General features: G+C 59.8%; 16 protein-coding genes. 12 read left to right on the forward strand and 4 right to left on the reverse strand.

Annotation, left to right across the window (positions count from 1 at the left end):
• Positions 1 to 26 precede the first annotated feature (26 nt).
• The 5 genes from PG881_RS11325 to PG881_RS11345 all read left to right on the forward strand — a co-directional run bounded on the left by PG881_RS11325 (position 27) and on the right by PG881_RS11345 (position 5,924).
• Entirely contained in the window at positions 27 to 617 is a 591-nt protein-coding gene (locus PG881_RS11325) for a sigma-70 family RNA polymerase sigma factor (RefSeq protein WP_017408325.1), read from the forward strand.
• Complete coding sequence (locus tag PG881_RS11330) at positions 610 to 1,353, forward strand: DUF3379 domain-containing protein (protein WP_257684987.1); 744 nt, start codon at positions 610 to 612, stop codon at positions 1,351 to 1,353. Before PG881_RS11325 ends, PG881_RS11330 begins: the two co-directional genes overlap by 8 nt.
• Positions 1,354 to 1,763: 410 nt before the next feature.
• Positions 1,764 to 3,062, forward strand: a complete 1,299-nt coding sequence (locus PG881_RS11335) for an outer membrane protein transport protein (RefSeq protein ID WP_139387753.1) — start codon at positions 1,764 to 1,766, stop codon at positions 3,060 to 3,062.
• A 252-nt stretch (positions 3,063 to 3,314) separates the two neighbouring features.
• Positions 3,315 to 4,571, forward strand: coding sequence for an OmpP1/FadL family transporter (locus tag PG881_RS11340; RefSeq protein WP_168754746.1), 1,257 nt, complete (start codon positions 3,315 to 3,317; stop codon positions 4,569 to 4,571).
• A 129-nt stretch (positions 4,572 to 4,700) separates the two neighbouring features.
• Positions 4,701 to 5,924: an EAL and HDOD domain-containing protein gene (locus PG881_RS11345; RefSeq protein ID WP_024945326.1), complete on the forward strand. Its 1,224-nt coding sequence runs from the start codon at positions 4,701 to 4,703 to the stop codon at positions 5,922 to 5,924.
• Here PG881_RS11345 and PG881_RS11350 read toward each other — a convergent pair.
• Positions 5,921 to 7,084 (reverse strand): thiolase family protein, encoded by a 1,164-nt coding sequence (locus tag PG881_RS11350; RefSeq protein ID WP_270800071.1) that lies wholly within the window; start codon positions 7,082 to 7,084, stop codon positions 5,921 to 5,923. The two genes, PG881_RS11345 and PG881_RS11350, sit on opposite strands and share 4 nt — an antisense overlap.
• A gap of 121 nt (positions 7,085 to 7,205) precedes the next feature.
• Between PG881_RS11350 and PG881_RS11355 the strand changes: the two genes are divergently transcribed.
• Positions 7,206 to 7,601, forward strand: a complete 396-nt coding sequence (locus tag PG881_RS11355; protein WP_016350830.1) for a MerR family transcriptional regulator — start codon at positions 7,206 to 7,208, stop codon at positions 7,599 to 7,601.
• 60 nt (positions 7,602 to 7,661) lie between these two features.
• Here PG881_RS11355 and PG881_RS11360 read toward each other — a convergent pair whose 3' ends face one another.
• Positions 7,662 to 8,900: a dicarboxylate/amino acid:cation symporter gene (locus PG881_RS11360; protein ID WP_103827502.1), complete on the reverse strand. Its 1,239-nt coding sequence runs from the start codon at positions 8,898 to 8,900 to the stop codon at positions 7,662 to 7,664.
• Between the two features lie 269 nt (positions 8,901 to 9,169).
• Here PG881_RS11360 and ppnP point away from each other — a divergent pair, with 269 nt between their 5' ends.
• The 3 genes from ppnP to PG881_RS11375 all read left to right on the forward strand — a co-directional run bounded on the left by ppnP (position 9,170) and on the right by PG881_RS11375 (position 12,687).
• The gene (ppnP, locus tag PG881_RS11365) at positions 9,170 to 9,454 is read left to right on the forward strand and encodes a pyrimidine/purine nucleoside phosphorylase (RefSeq protein WP_010633884.1); all 285 of its coding nucleotides are present in this window, start codon (positions 9,170 to 9,172) and stop codon (positions 9,452 to 9,454) included.
• Positions 9,455 to 9,656: 202 nt separating this feature from the next.
• Positions 9,657 to 11,039 carry an L-serine ammonia-lyase gene (locus PG881_RS11370; RefSeq protein ID WP_011705997.1) on the forward strand — a complete coding sequence of 461 codons (1,383 nt, stop codon included), beginning with the start codon at positions 9,657 to 9,659 and terminating at the stop codon, positions 11,037 to 11,039.
• A gap of 277 nt (positions 11,040 to 11,316) precedes the next feature.
• Positions 11,317 to 12,687 (forward strand): L-serine ammonia-lyase, encoded by a 1,371-nt coding sequence (locus PG881_RS11375; protein ID WP_011705996.1) that lies wholly within the window; start codon positions 11,317 to 11,319, stop codon positions 12,685 to 12,687.
• Positions 12,688 to 12,906: 219 nt separating this feature from the next.
• Here PG881_RS11375 and PG881_RS11380 read toward each other — a convergent pair whose 3' ends face one another.
• Together PG881_RS11380 and PG881_RS11385 are read right to left on the reverse strand one after the other, a co-directional pair.
• Positions 12,907 to 13,866: a lytic murein transglycosylase gene (locus tag PG881_RS11380; RefSeq protein ID WP_270800077.1), complete on the reverse strand. Its 960-nt coding sequence runs from the start codon at positions 13,864 to 13,866 to the stop codon at positions 12,907 to 12,909.
• Positions 13,863 to 14,144 carry a YcgL domain-containing protein gene (locus PG881_RS11385; protein WP_011705994.1) on the reverse strand — a complete coding sequence of 94 codons (282 nt, stop codon included), beginning with the start codon at positions 14,142 to 14,144 and terminating at the stop codon, positions 13,863 to 13,865. The genes PG881_RS11380 and PG881_RS11385 overlap by 4 nt, the downstream gene beginning before the upstream one ends.
• 107 nt (positions 14,145 to 14,251) lie before the next feature.
• Between PG881_RS11385 and minC the strand changes: the two genes are divergently transcribed.
• The 3 genes from minC to minE are packed head-to-tail and all read left to right on the forward strand — an operon-like array spanning position 14,252 to position 16,074.
• Complete coding sequence (gene minC, locus PG881_RS11390; protein WP_024945321.1) at positions 14,252 to 14,974, forward strand: septum site-determining protein MinC; 723 nt, start codon at positions 14,252 to 14,254, stop codon at positions 14,972 to 14,974.
• An 18-nt stretch (positions 14,975 to 14,992) separates the two neighbouring features.
• Positions 14,993 to 15,805: a septum site-determining protein MinD gene (minD, locus tag PG881_RS11395; RefSeq protein ID WP_011705992.1), complete on the forward strand. Its 813-nt coding sequence runs from the start codon at positions 14,993 to 14,995 to the stop codon at positions 15,803 to 15,805.
• A 2-nt stretch (positions 15,806 to 15,807) separates the two neighbouring features.
• Positions 15,808 to 16,074, forward strand: a complete 267-nt coding sequence (minE, locus tag PG881_RS11400) for a cell division topological specificity factor MinE (protein ID WP_011705991.1) — start codon at positions 15,808 to 15,810, stop codon at positions 16,072 to 16,074.
• The last annotated feature ends 166 nt before the right edge of the window (positions 16,075 to 16,240 follow it).

Raw genomic sequence — 16,240 nt, forward strand, 5'->3', positions numbered from 1 at the left:
CTTCATTCAAATAAGGAAGCCCAGCGATGGCTTTAGGTTTTTTCAGAAAAAAAGGTGCCACGGTCGGAAAGGATCCCACGACCTCCCCGGTCTATGGAGGCATGGCAGACAAACAAACCAAATACGAAGCCTTGGTACATGCCCTGCACGGGGACATCTACCGCTACGCCTACTGGCTGTGCCGGGATCCTCAAGTGGCGGAAGATCTGGTGCAGGAGACCTTTCTGCGCGCCTGGAAGAGCATCGACTCCCTGCTCGACGACAAGGCCGCCAAGGCCTGGCTCATCACCATACTGCGGCGGGAAAATGCACGCCGCTTCGAGCGCAAGCAGTTTGACCTCGTCGATCTCGACGAGCATCCCCAGAGCGATCAGGAGGCACTGCACAGCGAGCAGGAGATGGAGAACGAGTGGCTCAGACGCCACATCGCCCGCCTGCCGGCCGAATATCAGGAACCCCTGCTGCTGCAGGTGCTGGGGGGCTTTAGCGGCGACGAGATAGCGGCGCAGCTGGGGCTCAACAAGAACACCGTCATGACTCGCCTGTTTCGGGCCCGCAACCAGATAAAAGAGGCCATGGAGTCAACGACCCAACAGAGAGGACACACCAATGGATGAGCTGGAATTTCGCCGTCGGGCCATAGCCCATCCACATGAGCAGGATCCCGCGTTTCTCGAGCAGGCTCAGCGCTCCCCCGCCAACCGCAAGCATCTGGACGAGATGAAGCAGCTCGATCGCAGCCTGCAGCAAGCCATGGAGGTCGAGGTGCCGGCCGGTCTGGCCGAGCGCATCCTGCTCAGACAGGCGCTGGAAGCTGATCAGGAACAGGTGGTTCCCCTGCCGGTGCGCCCGCGCAGCAACTGGCGTGCGCTGGCCATGGCGGCCTCGGTCGCCTTCCTGCTCGGCATGAGCACCCGCTGGCTGAGCTGGCCGCTGGCCGCTCCCGACGAGCTCTCGCTGGCCCAGGTCGCCATGGCCCACGTCTATGGCGAGGAGCCCTTCATCAAGGATGTGGACGAGCAGGTGAGCCTGCGCACCATCAACGCCAAGATGGAGAAATATGGCGCCACCTTGATGGGCATGCAGGGGCTGAAGATCACCTATGTCAACCACTGCTCCTTCTATCAGGGGCCGGCGCTGCACATGGTATTGCAGGGCAAGATGGGCCCGGTCACCCTGTTCCTGGTGCCCAAGCACGTGCCACTCACCCTGCAGTCCACCTTTGAAGATGGCCAGCTCAAGGGCGAGATCCTGCAACTCAAGGGGGCCAACATGGTGCTGATCGGTGGGATGGAGGAGCCGCTGGCGCCGGTGGCAGAGCAGCTGGAATCCCGGCTGCACTGGTCGATTTAACAGGCATTAACCCAATCTTGACTCGCCTCGTAGCGGGTCAAGCCAACGGGCAGACCAATCAGGTTGGCTGCCCGTTTATCTCCTTTCCCGTCACGATTCTCCCCTATTCGCCGCTCATTCCCCGCAAATACCCAAAAATATTTTTGTGATGCAGATCGCCGTATGTGAGTGTTTTTTATCCGATTAATGGTAAAAGAGACTATTTAAGCGGCGAATTCAAACAAATGATTAACACTCTGGAAACTTTTATGTATTCTGCTGTCACTGGTCTGATTTCTTACCTCCTACCAGATCCATAGAATCACGCCAGAATTGAATGGGAAGAAGCTGAAATAACAACAGATCTTGTCACATACAGAGGCAAAATAGCCCTGATGCCGACGGAAAATCTGCCTACAAGAGAGAACACTATGACAACTGCCTTTTTCAAAAAGAGCCTGATCGCTGCCGCCGTCACCCTGGCCAGTACCCAAACCTTCGCCGCCGCGTTCCAATTGAACGAACACTCAGCCTCCGGCCTGGGTCGTGCGTATGCAGGGGAAGCCGCCGTGGCGGACAACGCCTCCGTGTTGTCCCGCAACCCGGCAGCCATGACCCAGTTTGACAAGATGGCGTTCTCTGTCTCCGGTACCTATATCAAGCCGGACGTGGATGTAAATGGTGACATCTATGCAGGCTCCGCCAAGATGGCCGGTGCCAGCGAAAGCGGCATCGCGCCGAGCGCCTTCGTGCCTGCCACCTACTTCATCCAGCCGCTGAACGACCAGTGGGCCTGGGGTATCGGCCTGTTCTCCAACTACGGTCTGTCGACCGAGTACACCGAGAACTTCAACGGTGGCTCCATTGCCGGCAACACCGAACTGCTCACCTTCAACATCAACCCGAACATCGCCTACCGCGTCAACCAGCACTTCAGCGTCGGCGCCGGTCTGAACCTGGTCTATGCCAAGGCTGAACTGAACCGCCGCGCCGGCGTACTGGCCGCCGTGCCGCCACTGAGCAGCGTACCGGGTATCGGCAAGGACACCATCGTCAGCCACCTGAAGGGGGACGACTGGGGCTACGGCTGGAACGTGGGCACCATGTATGAAGTGAACGAGAACAACCGCTTCGCGCTGACCTATCGCTCCCAGGTAGACCTGAAGTTCAAGGGTGACTATCAGGGCTCCTCTTCCCGCTTCAATACCGTCGGTGGCGAACTGCCACTGGATCTGCCGGCCCAGGCCGAGTTCGCCGGTTACCACCGTCTGAACCAGCAATTTGCCGTGCACTACTCCGTCAACTGGACCGACTGGAGCGCCTTCCAGGAGCTCAAGGCCACCAGCGACAGCTGTAAAGATGGGAATATTGTTGGCCAGTGCCTACAAAAACCAGAGAAGTTCAAGGACTCCACCCGTTACTCTCTGGGCGGTACCTGGTACGTCAACCCGTCTTGGGAAGCTCGTATCGGCTTTGCCTACGACAACACCCCGATCGAGCCGGAATACCGCAGTCTGAGCATCCCGGATTCCGACCGCGTATGGTATAGCGCTGGCGCCACCTACCACATCGACAAGGACATGAGCGTCGACTTCGGCATGGCCTATCTGGATGGCAAGAAAGTGGACGTCAACGAGAAGCTGGTCGAAAGCAACGAAGCCCTACGCTGGAAAGGCACCTCCCACGGCAACGCCTTCCTCGCTTCCGCTCAGTTCAACATGAAGTTCTGATAATCAGCGAATTGACCAGAGCGCCTGCGGGCGCTCTTTTCTATTCCAAATTCATGTTTCAGCGTACATCTGTAGTAAACAACTGTACGCTTTTCTTTTTTTATCAAGCTATTAGCAGTACATCCCCCAGCATTTAATTCCGTTTTCATCCCCTTGCCCCCACGCCCGTTGCCTTACTGGTCATACCATATAAAATCCTGCCTCCAACCATAAGAACGTTCGAACTCCAGGTTCATTTTCAAGGACAATGCAATGCACTCCATCATGAAGCCGTCTCTCATCGCCCTGCTGGTGCTGTCGAGCCAGGCCCAAGCGGCAGGTTTTCAGCTGGCCGAACAATCCGCCACCGGCATGGGCCGCGCCTTCGCCGGCGAAGCCGCCATCGCCGACAATGCCAGCGTGCTCTCCCGCAACGCCGCCGCCATGACCCGTTTCGATACCATGGCCTTCTCCGGTGGCTTCATCTATGTACACCCCGATGTCAACATCGAGGGCACCACCCGGGTGCCGACCCCCAAGGGGCCGGTCAGCCTGGATGCGGCGGCCCACGACATCGCCGATGATGCCTGGGTGCCCAACGCCTACCTCATAGTGCCGCTCAATGACCAGTGGCGCCTGGGGCTGGCTGCTACCTCCTATTACGGGCTCGGCGTCAAGATGCCGGACAACTACAATGCCGGTCACTTCGGCAATGTCTCCGACATCAAGACCGTGGATCTGGGGGCGTCGCTGGCCTACCGCGTCAACCGCGTCTGGTCCGTCGGCGCCGGCCTCTCCGCCATTCAGGGCGAAGGGGAAGTGGGTGGCACCTTCCCGTCCAACAACCAGATCGCCAAGCACCTGAAAGGGGATGGCTGGGCCATGGGCTGGAACCTGGGCACCCTGCTGGAACTGTCGGAGGCGACCCGCATCGGCCTCTCCTACCGCCACGACGTCACCCTGAAACTCTCCGGCGACGCCATCGGCATCGATCAGAACGGGCAGCCCTTCACCGATACCGGCAGCCTGGATCTGCCGCTGCCCGCCACCGCCGAGCTGGCCCTGTTCCATCAGCTGACGCCGGCACTGGCGCTGCATTCGAGCATCAACTGGACCAACTGGAGCAAGTTCGTGCAGCTGGAATCCGAGCTCGATCACCACGGTGTCATGCACATCAAGGATGAGCACTGGGAAGACAGCTGGCGCTACGCGCTGGGCCTGACCTACCAGCTGGCACCGCAATGGCAGCTGCGCTCCGGCCTTGCCTATGACCGCAGCCCGGTCCCGGCGGATCGCCGCACCATCTCCATCCCCGACTCGGATCGGGTCTGGTACAGCGCCGGGGTGGGTTATCAGATCGATCGCAACCTCTCGCTGGATCTGGGGGTGACACTGATCGACGGCAAGAAGGTGGACGTGAGCGAGACCATGCAACTCAAACCCGGCATCCCGCAGACCACCTCCACCTTCCAGGGCACCTCGGAAGGGGACGCCTGGCTGGCCGGTCTGCAGCTCAATTACCTGTTCTGAAGCGGGCGGGCATCCTCTGCCCGCCCACTCAAGCACTATGCCAGTTATTGACCGTTTCTGGCCTCCAAGCGCTGGCATAGTGCGCGGCTTCACAATAAAATCAATCCAGTACACACGCTGGAGAGATGCATGTATTCATACGTAGCAAGGCAGCCCATCCTGGATCGGGAGTTGAACACCCACGCCTATGAGCTGCTGTTTCGCGACAGTCTGGATAACGTGTTCCCCCCCATCTCCTCCCAGCAAGCCACCGCCAGACTGGTGGTCGAACAGTTCCTGCAACAGAACATCGATCAGCTGCTCGGCGGTCGCCCCTGCTTCATCAACTTCCCTCATTCGCTGCTGCTGGAAGGGCTGGCCGAGTGCCTGCCGCCGGAGAAGGTGGTGATCGAGATCCTGGAAGATGCCGATCCCGACGATGCACTGCTGGCCAAGGTGAAACAGTTGCACGGGCTGGGCTATCAGCTCGCCCTCGACGACTTCACCCTGTCGCCGGACTGGGAGCGCTTCCTCCCCTACATACACATCATCAAGTTCGATCTGCGCGCCACGTCGCTGCTGCAGATCAAGGTGTTCATCCAGCAGCATCAGCAGCTCAAGCTCACCTATCTGGCGGAGAAGGTGGAGGACAAGGCGGAGTTTGAGCGGGTCAAGCGCCTTGGTATCGACCTGTTCCAGGGCTTCTTCTTCAGTCGACCCGAGATGGTCAAACAGGCAACCATGGAGCCGGCCCAGGTGGTGGTGATGCAACTGCTCAACGTGGTCAACCAGCCTGAGCCCGACCTCAACCGCATCGAGCAACTGCTGAGTCAGGACATCTCCCTGTCCCTCAAGCTGCTGCGTTACGTCAACCACCTCAAGAGCCACGCCAATCCCATCTCCTCCTTTCGCCAGGCGGCGGTCTATCTCGGCCACACCCAGCTCAAACGCTTCGTGACCCTGGTCGCCGCCACCAGCGCCGGCCACGGCAAGAGTGCCGAGCTCTATCAGATGTCGATGATCCGGGCCCGCTTCTGCGAGCTGCTGGCCCACACCCATGCACCAACTCAGGAAGCCCAGCAGGCCTTCATCACCGGCCTCTTCTCCCTGCTCGATGTGTTGATGGAACAGCCGATGGACAAGCTGCTCGGCACCATTCCACTGATCGAAGAGATCCGGGTCGCCCTGCTGGAACGCAAGGGCAATCTGGGGTTCTATCTGTCGTTTTGCGAGGATTACGAGAGTGCGAACTGGCAGCGGATCACAGCCAGAACGGCCCGACTCGGGCTCAATGAAGAGAAGGTCAGTCAGCTCTATCTGACCGCCACCGCCTGGGTCAACCAGCAACTCCAGGCGATGGCGGAGACAGATTAACCCAGCTCGATGGCGACCGCCGTCGCCTCCCCGCCCCCGATACACAGACTGGCCACCCCGCGTTTGAGACCGCGTTCGCGCAGAGCATGGATCAGGGTCACCAAGATCCTGGCACCACTCGCCCCCAGCGGATGACCCAGCGCGCAGGCGCCGCCATTCACGTTGACCTTGTCATGGGGCAGCTGGCAACCGGCCATCGCCAGCAGGCTGACCATGGCAAACGCCTCGTTGACCTCGAACAAGTCCACCTCCTCCACCCGCCAACCCACCTTGGCCAGCAGCCCCTTGATGGCCCCGATCGGCGCGCTGGTAAACTCGGTGGGCAGGGCCGCGTGGCTCTGATAACCCACCAGTCGCGCCAGCACCGGCAGCCCCAGCTGCGCTGCAGTGTCGGAGCGCATCAGGATCAGCGCAGCCGCCCCGTCCGAGATGGAGCTGGCATTGGCCGCCGTGATGGTGCCCGTCTTACTGAAGGCCGGCTTGAGCTGGGGGATCTTCTCGGGCCTGGCCTTGGCAGGCTGCTCATCCTCGGCCAGCAGCAGGGTATCTGCGGCCATCACCGGTGCCAGCTCCGCCGCAAAGGCCCCGCTGCGCTGGGCCGCCAGTGCCCGCTCCAGCGATGTGATGGCAAAAGCATCCATGTCGGCACGGGTCAATCCGGCGCGATCGGCGCTCAGCTGGGCATAATGCCCCATCAACTGCCCTTCGTAGGCATCCTGCAGCCCGTCGAGGAACATGTGATCGAGCACGCTCTGGTGCCCCATCCGAAAACCGCTGCGCGCCTTGTCGAGCAGATAGGGGGCGCGGCTCATGCTCTCCATCCCGCCGGCGATCACCACCTTGGTATCGCCGAGCCGCAAGCCATCGGCCGCCAGCATCACCGCCTTCATGCCGGAACCGCACACCTTGTTGACCGTGGTGCAGGGGATGCTGTCCGGCAGACCCGCCTTCAGCACCGCCTGGCGGGCGGGTGCCTGGCCGACCCCGGCACTCAGCACGTTGCCCAGATAGGCTTCATCGATCTGCTCTCCCTTGAGCCCCACCTCTGCCATGGCCGCGGCAATGGCACAGGCGCCCAGTTCGGGTGCCGTCAGGTTGGCCAGGGTTCCCTGGAAGGCCCCCATGGGGGTACGTTTGGCCGCAACAATCACGATATCCATCAATTGCACTCTCCTTGTTACATTGAAATAACATATGCTGCCGCCGCTGCGGGAACAAGACTTGCGGGGCAGTTGACGTTTGGGTAAGGTGCCAGCCAGGATTGACAGCCAAGATAGCGCCATGAACCGAACCAAGGATGACACGCGGACCTACAGCATCAGCGAACTGGCCCGTGAATTTGATGTTACGACCCGAAGTATTCGTTTTTATGAAGATCAGGGACTTTTGAATCCTGCCCGTCAGGGACAGACCCGGATCTACAGCCGGCAGGACAGAGTGCGGCTCAAGTTGACCCTGCGCGGCAAGCGACTGGGCTTCAGCCTGGCGGATATCCGCGATCTGTTCGATCTCTACGATGCGGACAAGAGCAGCCGTACCCAGCTGCAGACCATGCTGGGGCTGGTGGCCGACAAGCGGGAGACCCTGCAACAGCAGCTGGAAGACATCAAGATGGTGCTGCTGGAGCTGGACGCCGCCGAGCAGCGCTGCCAGCAGGCACTCGCTCAGCTCGGCTGACGCTCACAGCAACAAGCATAAAGAAAGGGGCCCGCGGGCCCCTTGTTCATTGCAGCTGGATTATTTGTTCCAGCGGTCCGGATCGTAATCCGGGCTGTAGCGGTCGACGATGACGGCGCAGGCCGCATCGCCGGTGATGTTGAGGGCGGTACGGATCATGTCGAACAAACGATCCAGCGCGAACAGCAGCGGCAGCCCTTCGATGGGGATCCCGGCTGCCAGCAGCACGGCGACCACCAGGAAGCTCGGGCCCGGCACACCGGCCTGACCGATGGCCCCCAGGGTGGCGGTCACTATGATGGCGGCCCAGGCACCCATGGAGAGATCGATCTGGTAGACCTGGGCGAAGAAGATGGCGACCAGACCGTAATAGATGGCGTTGCCGCTCATGTTGATGGTGGCGCCCAGCGGCAGCACGAAGGAGGCCGTGGCATTGGTCACCTTCAGCTCCTCCTCGCAGGTCTCCATGTTGACCGGCAGGGTCGCCATGGAAGAGGCGGTGGAGAAGGCGACGATCTGCGGCTTCTTCATGGCAGACAGATATTTGCGTACCGGCGTGTTGGAGAAGAGCACGATCAGCAGCGGATAGACCACGAAGGCGAAGATCAGGATGGCGGCCAGATAGACCACGAACAGCTTGAGCACCAGGGTCAGCACGTCGAAACCGTAGGTGCCGATGGCATCGGCCATCAGGCCGAACACGCCGAGCGGCGCGATCAGCATCACCTTGTTGATCATCCAGACAAAGGCATCCACCAGGGTATTGAGGCCATCCACCAGCGGTTTGGCCCGCTCGCGGGGTTGCTTGGCCAGGGCGATGCCGAGGAACATGCAGAACACCAGGATCTGCAGGATGTTCGCCTCGTTCAGGGCGCTGAACACGTTGGTCGGGATCATCCCGAGCAGGGTGGCCACGGCGTCCGGCAGAGCCCCTTTGTCGGCATAGTCACCGGAGAACATGGAGGCCATGGAGCCGAACTCGACCCCGACACCGGGCTTGAAGATCTGGCCCATCACCAGGGCCAGCAGTACTGCCAGCGCCGAGGTACCGAGGAAGAAGGCCAGCGTGGTGACGCCAATCTTGCCCGCCGCCGGGCTGGCGCCGAGGTTGGCCGCCCCCGACAGGATGGCCACCGCCACCAGCGGGATCACCAGCATCTTGATCAGCTGGATGAAGAGAGTACCGAGCGGCGCAAATACGGTGGCTTGTTCACCCATGAACGCCCCTACCAGTGCCCCCAGCACCATGGCGACCACGACCTGGAAGCCAACGTTCTTAATGAGTCCTTTTGTTAACACAGAATGTTCCTTTAAGTAGCAAATATTCGCACTTTCCCAGTGCAATCAACCAAACAGGGGATGAACAGCTGTCCATTCCACTAAGCGCGCGCTTTATCTCATATTTATTCGCTGTTTTAAATCGTCAAATCGTTAACGGGAGTTATTGATAAGTTTGCAACAAAGTAAAGATTCAAAAGGCTCACGGCGATTTTTCCCGCTTTATTCATGACAACTGGCAAAAGATTGTGCTACTTTGGCTAGGCAAACGTGCATACAGGGATGAAAACATGCTGAAAGTTAACGAGTATTTTGATGGAAATGTAAAATCCATCGGTTTCGAGCAAAAAGGCGACAAAGCCACCGTGGGTGTGATGGAAGCCGGTCACTACCAGTTCAATACCGCCGCCCCCGAGCGGATGACGGTGGTCAAGGGGGCGCTCACCATCCAGCTGGCCGACGAAGACGAATGGCACACCTATGAGCAGGGTCAATCCTTCGACGTGGCCGGCCACTCCTCCTTCAAGCTGGAAGTGAAAACCCCCACCGCCTATCTGTGCGAGTTTCTCGATTAAACCGCCGGCAACCCTTGCCTGAACACGCACAAAGGAGCCGCCCCCGGGCCGCTCCTTCTTTTTTGGCGCAATCCGCCCTCCTCTTTGCAGCCCATCCTCTCTTTCATTTGCGTGCCGCCATCACACCCCTCGGTTTTCCCGCTTTCCATCGACTACAAAAAATTTACAATATTTAGACGAAACCCATAATCGGAGTGGTGTCATGATCAGTGTCTTCGACCTGTTTTCCATCGGGATCGGTCCCTCTTCTTCTCATACCGTGGGGCCGATGCGCGCCTCCTACGCCTTTGTCAACGCGCTCAAGCAGCAGGGAGTGCTGCCCAGTACCGAACGGGTAGAAGTGGAGTGCTACGGCTCGCTCGGCCAGACCGGCAAGGGCCACGGCACCGGCAAGGCCATCATCCTGGGACTGGCCGGTTTCGAACCCGAGTCGGTGGACATCGAAGCCATCCCCGCCTTTTTGACCGAGGTGGAGCGCAGCCAGTCGCTGCTGCTGGCGGGTGAACAACCGAGCCAGTTTGCCCGCAGCGGCGCCATCATCTTCAACCGGCGCAAGACCCTGCCCGCCCACTCCAACGGCATGACCCTGCGCGCCTTTGCCGGGGAACAGCTGCTGTTTAGCCAGACCTACTACTCCATCGGCGGCGGTTTCATCATCGAGGAGAGCCACTTCGCCAATGCCAAGGAGGAGGCTGCCCGCTTCGATGCGGCCCACCCCATTCCCTACCCGTTCGAGAGCGGCGCCCAGTTGCTGGCCCACTGCCAGGAGAGCGGCCTCTCCATCTCCGGGGTGATGCTGGCCAACGAGAAGGTGTTTCGCACCGAAGCCGAGATCAAGGCGGGCCTGCGCAAGATCTGGCAGGCCATGCAGGGCTGCGTCGAGCGTGGTTGCCGCAGCGAAGGGGTGCTGCCCGGCGGCCTCAAGGTGAAACGGCGGGCCCCGGCGCTCTATCGCCAGCTCAGCTGCGAGACCAATTTCAACAAGGATCCGCTGATGGTGATGGAGTGGGTGGATCTGTTTGCGCTGGCCGTCAACGAGGAGAACGCCGCCGGCGGCCGGGTGGTGACCGCCCCCACCAACGGCGCCGCCGGCATCATTCCCGCCGTGCTGCACTATTACGATCGCTTCGTGCGCAAGGTGGATGACGAGCTGCTGCTGAGCTACTTCCTCGCCGCCGCCGCCATCGGCATCCTCTACAAGAAGAACGCATCGCTCTCCGGCGCCGAGGTGGGCTGCCAGGGCGAGGTGGGCGTCGCCTGCTCCATGGCGGCGGGGGCGCTGACCGAGATCCTGGGCGGCAGCCCGGCGATTGTCGAAAACGCCGCCGAAATAGGCATGGAACACAACCTGGGGCTCACCTGCGATCCAGTCGGTGGCCAGGTGCAGGTGCCCTGCATCGAGCGCAACGCCATGGGGGCGGTCAAGGCGATCAACGCCGCGCGCCTGGCCCTGCGCGGTACCGGCGAGCACAAGGTGTCGCTGGACAAGGTGATCAAGACCATGTGGGAAACCGGCAACGACATGAAGACCAAATACAAGGAAACCGCCCGCGGTGGCCTGGCGGTTAACATCACCGAGTGTTAAAAATCGGTAACTTGCTCCATTTGGTTCCTAAATACCCGGCATTGTCGGGTATTTTTATGGGCAAACGCTTAACAAAATGGATAAGCATCAAAATAAATTTTATACTCGCCCGCTCTGATTCAACAAAAATAGATCTATTTCAACTTTTTTTGGGCTTTGAGCCGTTACACTGTGGCTATCTGGTTCATTGACCTCGGCGACGACGCCCTCGTCCCATGGATCACCCCGTTTCTGCGAGTGGGCATGGCGCCCCCTTCTATCCTGAGGTAATTGTTACATGATCAGCGTTTTTGATATCTTCAAAATCGGTGTTGGCCCCTCCTCTTCCCACACTGTCGGCCCGATGAAAGCTGCCAAACAGTTCGTGGATGAACTGCGTGCAGGCGGCAAGATCCGTGACATCACCCGGATCCAGGTCGATGTCTACGGCTCACTCTCCTGGACCGGCAAAGGTCACCACACCGATACCGCTATCATCATGGGTCTGGCGGGCAACCTGCCGGAAAATGTCGACATCGACGGCATTCCCGAGTTCATCTCGCGCGTCGAGCAGACCGGTCGTCTGCCCATCGGCCTGCACTGCCATACCGTCAGCTTCCCGCGCGATGCCATGGTGTTCCATGACGAAGCCCTGCCGCTGCATGAAAACGGCATGAAGCTGACCGCCTTCATCGAAGATGCTGCCGTCTACAGCAAGACCTACTACTCCATCGGCGGTGGCTTCATCGTTGACGAAGAGAACTTCGGCAAGGCCGACAGCGGCGACATGTCCGTCAGCTACCCGTTCAAGAGCGCGGCCGAGCTTATCGCCCACTGCAGCCAGACCGGCCTCTCCATCTCCGCCCTGATGATGGAGAACGAGAAGTGCTTCAATACCCCGGAAGAGATCTACAAGAAACTTGGCAAGATCTGGACCACCATGCGTGAAGGTATCGAGCGCGGCTGCCGCACCGAAGGCGTTCTCGCCGGCCCGCTGCGCGTACCGCGCCGCGCCGCGCCGCTCTATCGTCAGCTGACCACCAACGAGAACCTCTCCAACGATCCGATGAACATCGTGGACTGGGTCAACATGTTCGCCCTGGCGGTGAGTGAAGAGAACGCGGCCGGTGGCCGTGTGGTAACCGCGCCGACCAACGGCGCCGCCGGCATCATCCCGGCCGTGCTGGCCTACTACGACAAGTTCATCCAGCCGGTTGGCCGCGACGACTACACCCGCTTCTATCTGGCCGCCGCCGCCGTCGGCATGCTCTACAAGATGAACGCCTCCATCTCCGGCGCCGAAGTGGGCTGTCAGGGGGAAGTGGGCGTCTCCTGCTCCATGGCCGCCGCCGGTCTGACCGAGTTGATGGGCGGCAGCCCGGAGCACGTCTGTGAAGCCGCCGAGATCGGCATGGAACACAACCTGGGTCTGACCTGTGATCCGGTCGCCGGCCAGGTGCAGGTGCCCTGCATCGAGCGCAACGCCATCGCCGCCATGAAGGCGGTCAACGCCTCCCGCATGGCGCTGCGTCGCACCTCCAAGCCGCGCGTCTCGCTGGACAAGGTGATCGAGACCATGTACATCACCGGCAAGGACATGGACTCCAAGTACCGTGAAACTTCCCGCGGTGGCCTGGCCATCAAGGTGATGCAAGTCGCCTGCGAATAAGTCGGCGTAGCAACAATAAAAACGGCGGGAATTCCCGCCGTTTTTATTGCCTGTCGTTTGGATATTGCGCCCCCTCTCGTTCAGAGAATTTGCCGCATCCGATCGTTATTCCTACGCTGATGGCTTGCCCCCCATGGCATATCCGGCGGCACCATTCCGATCGCTATTCCCACGCTGGCTGCTTGCCCTCGGCGACAAATCCGGCGGCACCATTATCGATTATTCCACGATACGATCGGCCAGGGTGCCCACCGCCACCACGAAATAGTGGGAGCGATTCCAGTCGCGCAGTACCCGATAATTGGGATAGGCGAGATAGGCTGCCCCGCCCTCCCCATCAGGCTGCACCAGCGAGGCCTGCAGCGACGCCCGCGGCAAGTCTGTCCCATCTGCTTTGCGCACTCCGAGGGCCTGCCATGCCGACAGCGCCCGGCTCTCCTCCAGCCCGATCAGCGCAGGATCCAGCCCTGCCGGCACCCTCACCCGACGACCCCAGGTTTCATCCCCGTGCCAGCCGTTCTGATGCAGATAATTGGCTGCCGAACCAAACACATCCGCCAGATTGCCCCACAGATCCTGCTTGCCGTCCCCGTCCTGATCGACCGCATATTTGAGGTAGGACGAGGGCATGAACTGCACCTGCCCCATGGCACCGGCCCAGGATCCCTTGAGATCGGCTGGCGCCATTTTCTGCTGCTCCAGAATGCGCAGGGCGTCGAACAACTGCCCCTTGAAGAAGGCCTCACGGCGCCCCTCCCAGGCCTGGGTCGCCAGCGACGACATCAGCGGATATTTGCCGGTCAATTTGCCGAAATTGGTTTCAATGCCCCACAGGGCGACAATAAAACGAGGTTGCACATCATATTCCGCCCCTATTTTTGTGAGCAGCGGCAAATACTGACGATATAGCCGTTTGGCTTGATTGACTTTCCATTGCGGCACGGCGCGAGGAATATAAGTGGCGAGGGTCTGTTTAAATTCCGGCTGATTTTTATCGTGCCGAATGGCGACCTCGATCAGGTAAATATCGGCGAAGGCGGCGGTGACCGTCGCCGGCGAGATCCCGGCGGCCAGGGCCTCTTGTTTGAGACCCGTCACATAACGTTCAAAATCGGGGCTGGCCTGCAGCGGGTAACTGACGATCCCGCTTATCAATAACAGAGCCAGCCGACCCTTCATTCCCGTTCGGCCTTTAATTGGGCCTTGTGTTGTTCCAGCAGGTTTTCCGGTGGCGGTGGCACCTGCAGATAGAAGCCCTGGCTCTGCAGCGCCTCCATCACCCGGCTGGTGGAGGCGATCCCCAAGGGCTTGGCTGGGTCCAGTTTGGTCATCAATACCAGTTCGGGACGGCCGAATGCACTCATCAGCACCTCGGGTACGCGGGAAAAATCCTCTCTTCTTTCAACAAAAAGATAGGTCTCGGCTTTTTTGCGACTTTTATAGACTGCACACAACATGGAAATTGATATAATCCAACCGGTTTATTGCCTCTGAGGATGGCAAACTATAACATCGGGAATTGAATAACAATAACGGATTACCGTCTCTGTCTCGGGGAAGATTCATGGTTGAGCGCGATAACGAATTGAAAGGGACCACCTTCACTATTTCTGTGTTGCATATCAGCGATGGCAAACCTGAGCGGATCCGCCAGTTGCTGGCGGCCAAAGTGGCTCAGGCGCCCCAGTTTTTTAATTGTGCCCCCCTCGTCATCAATGTGGAACGGCTCACCGATATCCCCGACTTCGAACAGCTCAAGGAGCTGGTGGAATCGGAAGACTTCGTGCTGGTCGGGATCACGGGGGCCCAGAGCGAGGCGATGAAGACGGCCGCCAAGGCGGCCGGACTGGCGGTGATGGCCTCCGGCAAGAGCCGCAAGGCCGAGCCGCAACCCCAGCCAGAGCCGGCTCCAGCCCCGGCCCCCATCGTCGAGGTGAAAGCCGTGCCGGCTCCGCTGGTAGCGAGCAAGGTGCATGTGGGCCCGGTGCGATCCGGCCAGCAGCTCTATGCCGCCGGCACCTCGCTGGTGGTACTGGGCTCGGTCAGTCCGGGCGCCGAAGTGATCGCCGATGACAGTATTCATATTTATGGCACTCTGCGCGGCAGGGCCATTGCCGGTGCCAAGGGCAACCCCCAGGCACGGATCTATTGCCAGCAATTGCAGGCCGAGCTGCTCTCCATCGCAGGCACATTCCAGCTGAGCGATGCGTTGCCGGCCGGCCTCATCCAGCAACCGGTTCATGTCCGGCTGGATAACGAACAACTCCGTATAGACCGTATCAAATAGAGTTACAAGGAAGCGAGAATGGCGCGAATCATAGTCGTTACATCGGGTAAAGGTGGCGTTGGCAAGACCACAACCAGCGCGGCCCTGAGTACCGGTTTAGCTCAGCGTGGCCACAAGACCGTGGTCATCGATTTTGACATTGGTCTGAGAAATCTGGACCTCATCATGGGCTGCGAACGGCGCGTGGTGTATGACTTCGTCAACGTCATCAATGGCGAGGCCAACCTCAACCAGGCCCTCATCAAGGACAAGCGCTGCGAAAACCTGTTCATCCTGCCCGCCTCCCAGACCCGGGACAAGGACGCCCTCACCCGTGAAGGGGTCGAGAAGATCCTGGATCAGCTGACCGAGATGAAGTTCGACTACATCGTCTGCGACTCCCCGGCGGGGATCGAAGCGGGTGCCCTGATGGCGCTCTACTTCGCCGACGAGGCCATCGTCACCACCAACCCGGAAGTCTCGTCGGTGCGAGACTCGGACCGCATCCTCGGCATCCTGGCCTCCAAATCCCGCCGCGCCGAGCGTGGCGAAGACCCTATCAAGGAACACCTGCTGCTCACCCGCTACTGCCCGACTCGCGTCAACCGTGGCGACATGCTGAGCGTGCAGGACGTGCAGGAGATCCTGGCCATCAAACTGCTCGGGGTGATCCCGGAGTCCCAGGCGGTGCTGCGTGCCTCCAACTCGGGGGAACCCGTCATCCTGGACAAGGAGTCCGATGCCGGTCAGGCCTATGAGGATGCCGTTGCCCGCCTGCTGGGCGACACCAAGGATTTTCGTTTTCTGGAAGAAGAAAAGAAGGGCTTCTTTAGCCGACTGTTCGGGAGTTAAGCATGTCATTATTGGATTATTTTCGTTCCAACAAGAAACAGAGCACCGCACAACTGGCCAAGGAGCGGTTGCAGATCATCGTGGCTCACGAGCGTTCATCCAGAGGGGGGCCGGATTACCTGCCCCAGCTCAAGCAGGATATCCTCGACGTGATCCGTAAATATGTGCAGATCGACCCTGATAAGATCACGGTCCAGCTGGACAAGAAGAGTGATGAGTTGTCCGTGCTGGAGCTCAACATCACCTTCGCCGATGACAAGAAGGGATGAGCTGACGCCCTATGCGTGACCCCTTCCCCCAATGAAGACCGGATCCTGTGTCAGGATCCGGTTTTTTATTGCCACGGCGCCGCCAGCCGTACTCGCCAAGCAAGCAGGGGCCAGCTAGAATACCGCGCGCCACCGGCCGGCCTTGCCGACGGGGTTTTTCTTTTAT

Source organism: Aeromonas sp. QDB54 (assembly GCF_027707385.1).
GTDB lineage: Bacteria > Pseudomonadota > Gammaproteobacteria > Enterobacterales > Aeromonadaceae > Aeromonas > Aeromonas hydrophila.

Excerpts from the sequence above, each read along its gene's own strand:
- PG881_RS11325 (WP_017408325.1), top strand. The coding sequence starts at position 27 with ATGGCTTTAGGTTTTTTCAGAAAAAAAGGTGCCACGGTCGGAAAGGAT.
- PG881_RS11330 (WP_257684987.1), top strand. The coding sequence starts at position 610 with ATGGATGAGCTGGAATTTCGCCGTCGGGCCATAGCCCATCCACATGAG.
- PG881_RS11335 (WP_139387753.1), top strand. The coding sequence starts at position 1,764 with ATGACAACTGCCTTTTTCAAAAAGAGCCTGATCGCTGCCGCCGTCACC.
- PG881_RS11340 (WP_168754746.1), top strand. The coding sequence starts at position 3,315 with ATGCACTCCATCATGAAGCCGTCTCTCATCGCCCTGCTGGTGCTGTCG.
- PG881_RS11345 (WP_024945326.1), top strand. The coding sequence starts at position 4,701 with ATGTATTCATACGTAGCAAGGCAGCCCATCCTGGATCGGGAGTTGAAC.
- PG881_RS11350 (WP_270800071.1), bottom strand. The coding sequence starts at position 7,084 with ATGGATATCGTGATTGTTGCGGCCAAACGTACCCCCATGGGGGCCTTC.
- PG881_RS11355 (WP_016350830.1), top strand. The coding sequence starts at position 7,206 with ATGAACCGAACCAAGGATGACACGCGGACCTACAGCATCAGCGAACTG.
- ppnP (WP_010633884.1), top strand. The coding sequence starts at position 9,170 with ATGCTGAAAGTTAACGAGTATTTTGATGGAAATGTAAAATCCATCGGT.
- PG881_RS11370 (WP_011705997.1), top strand. The coding sequence starts at position 9,657 with ATGATCAGTGTCTTCGACCTGTTTTCCATCGGGATCGGTCCCTCTTCT.
- PG881_RS11375 (WP_011705996.1), top strand. The coding sequence starts at position 11,317 with ATGATCAGCGTTTTTGATATCTTCAAAATCGGTGTTGGCCCCTCCTCT.
- PG881_RS11380 (WP_270800077.1), bottom strand. The coding sequence starts at position 13,866 with ATGAAGGGTCGGCTGGCTCTGTTATTGATAAGCGGGATCGTCAGTTAC.
- PG881_RS11385 (WP_011705994.1), bottom strand. The coding sequence starts at position 14,144 with ATGTTGTGTGCAGTCTATAAAAGTCGCAAAAAAGCCGAGACCTATCTT.
- minC (WP_024945321.1), top strand. The coding sequence starts at position 14,252 with ATGGTTGAGCGCGATAACGAATTGAAAGGGACCACCTTCACTATTTCT.
- minD (WP_011705992.1), top strand. The coding sequence starts at position 14,993 with ATGGCGCGAATCATAGTCGTTACATCGGGTAAAGGTGGCGTTGGCAAG.
- minE (WP_011705991.1), top strand. The coding sequence starts at position 15,808 with ATGTCATTATTGGATTATTTTCGTTCCAACAAGAAACAGAGCACCGCA.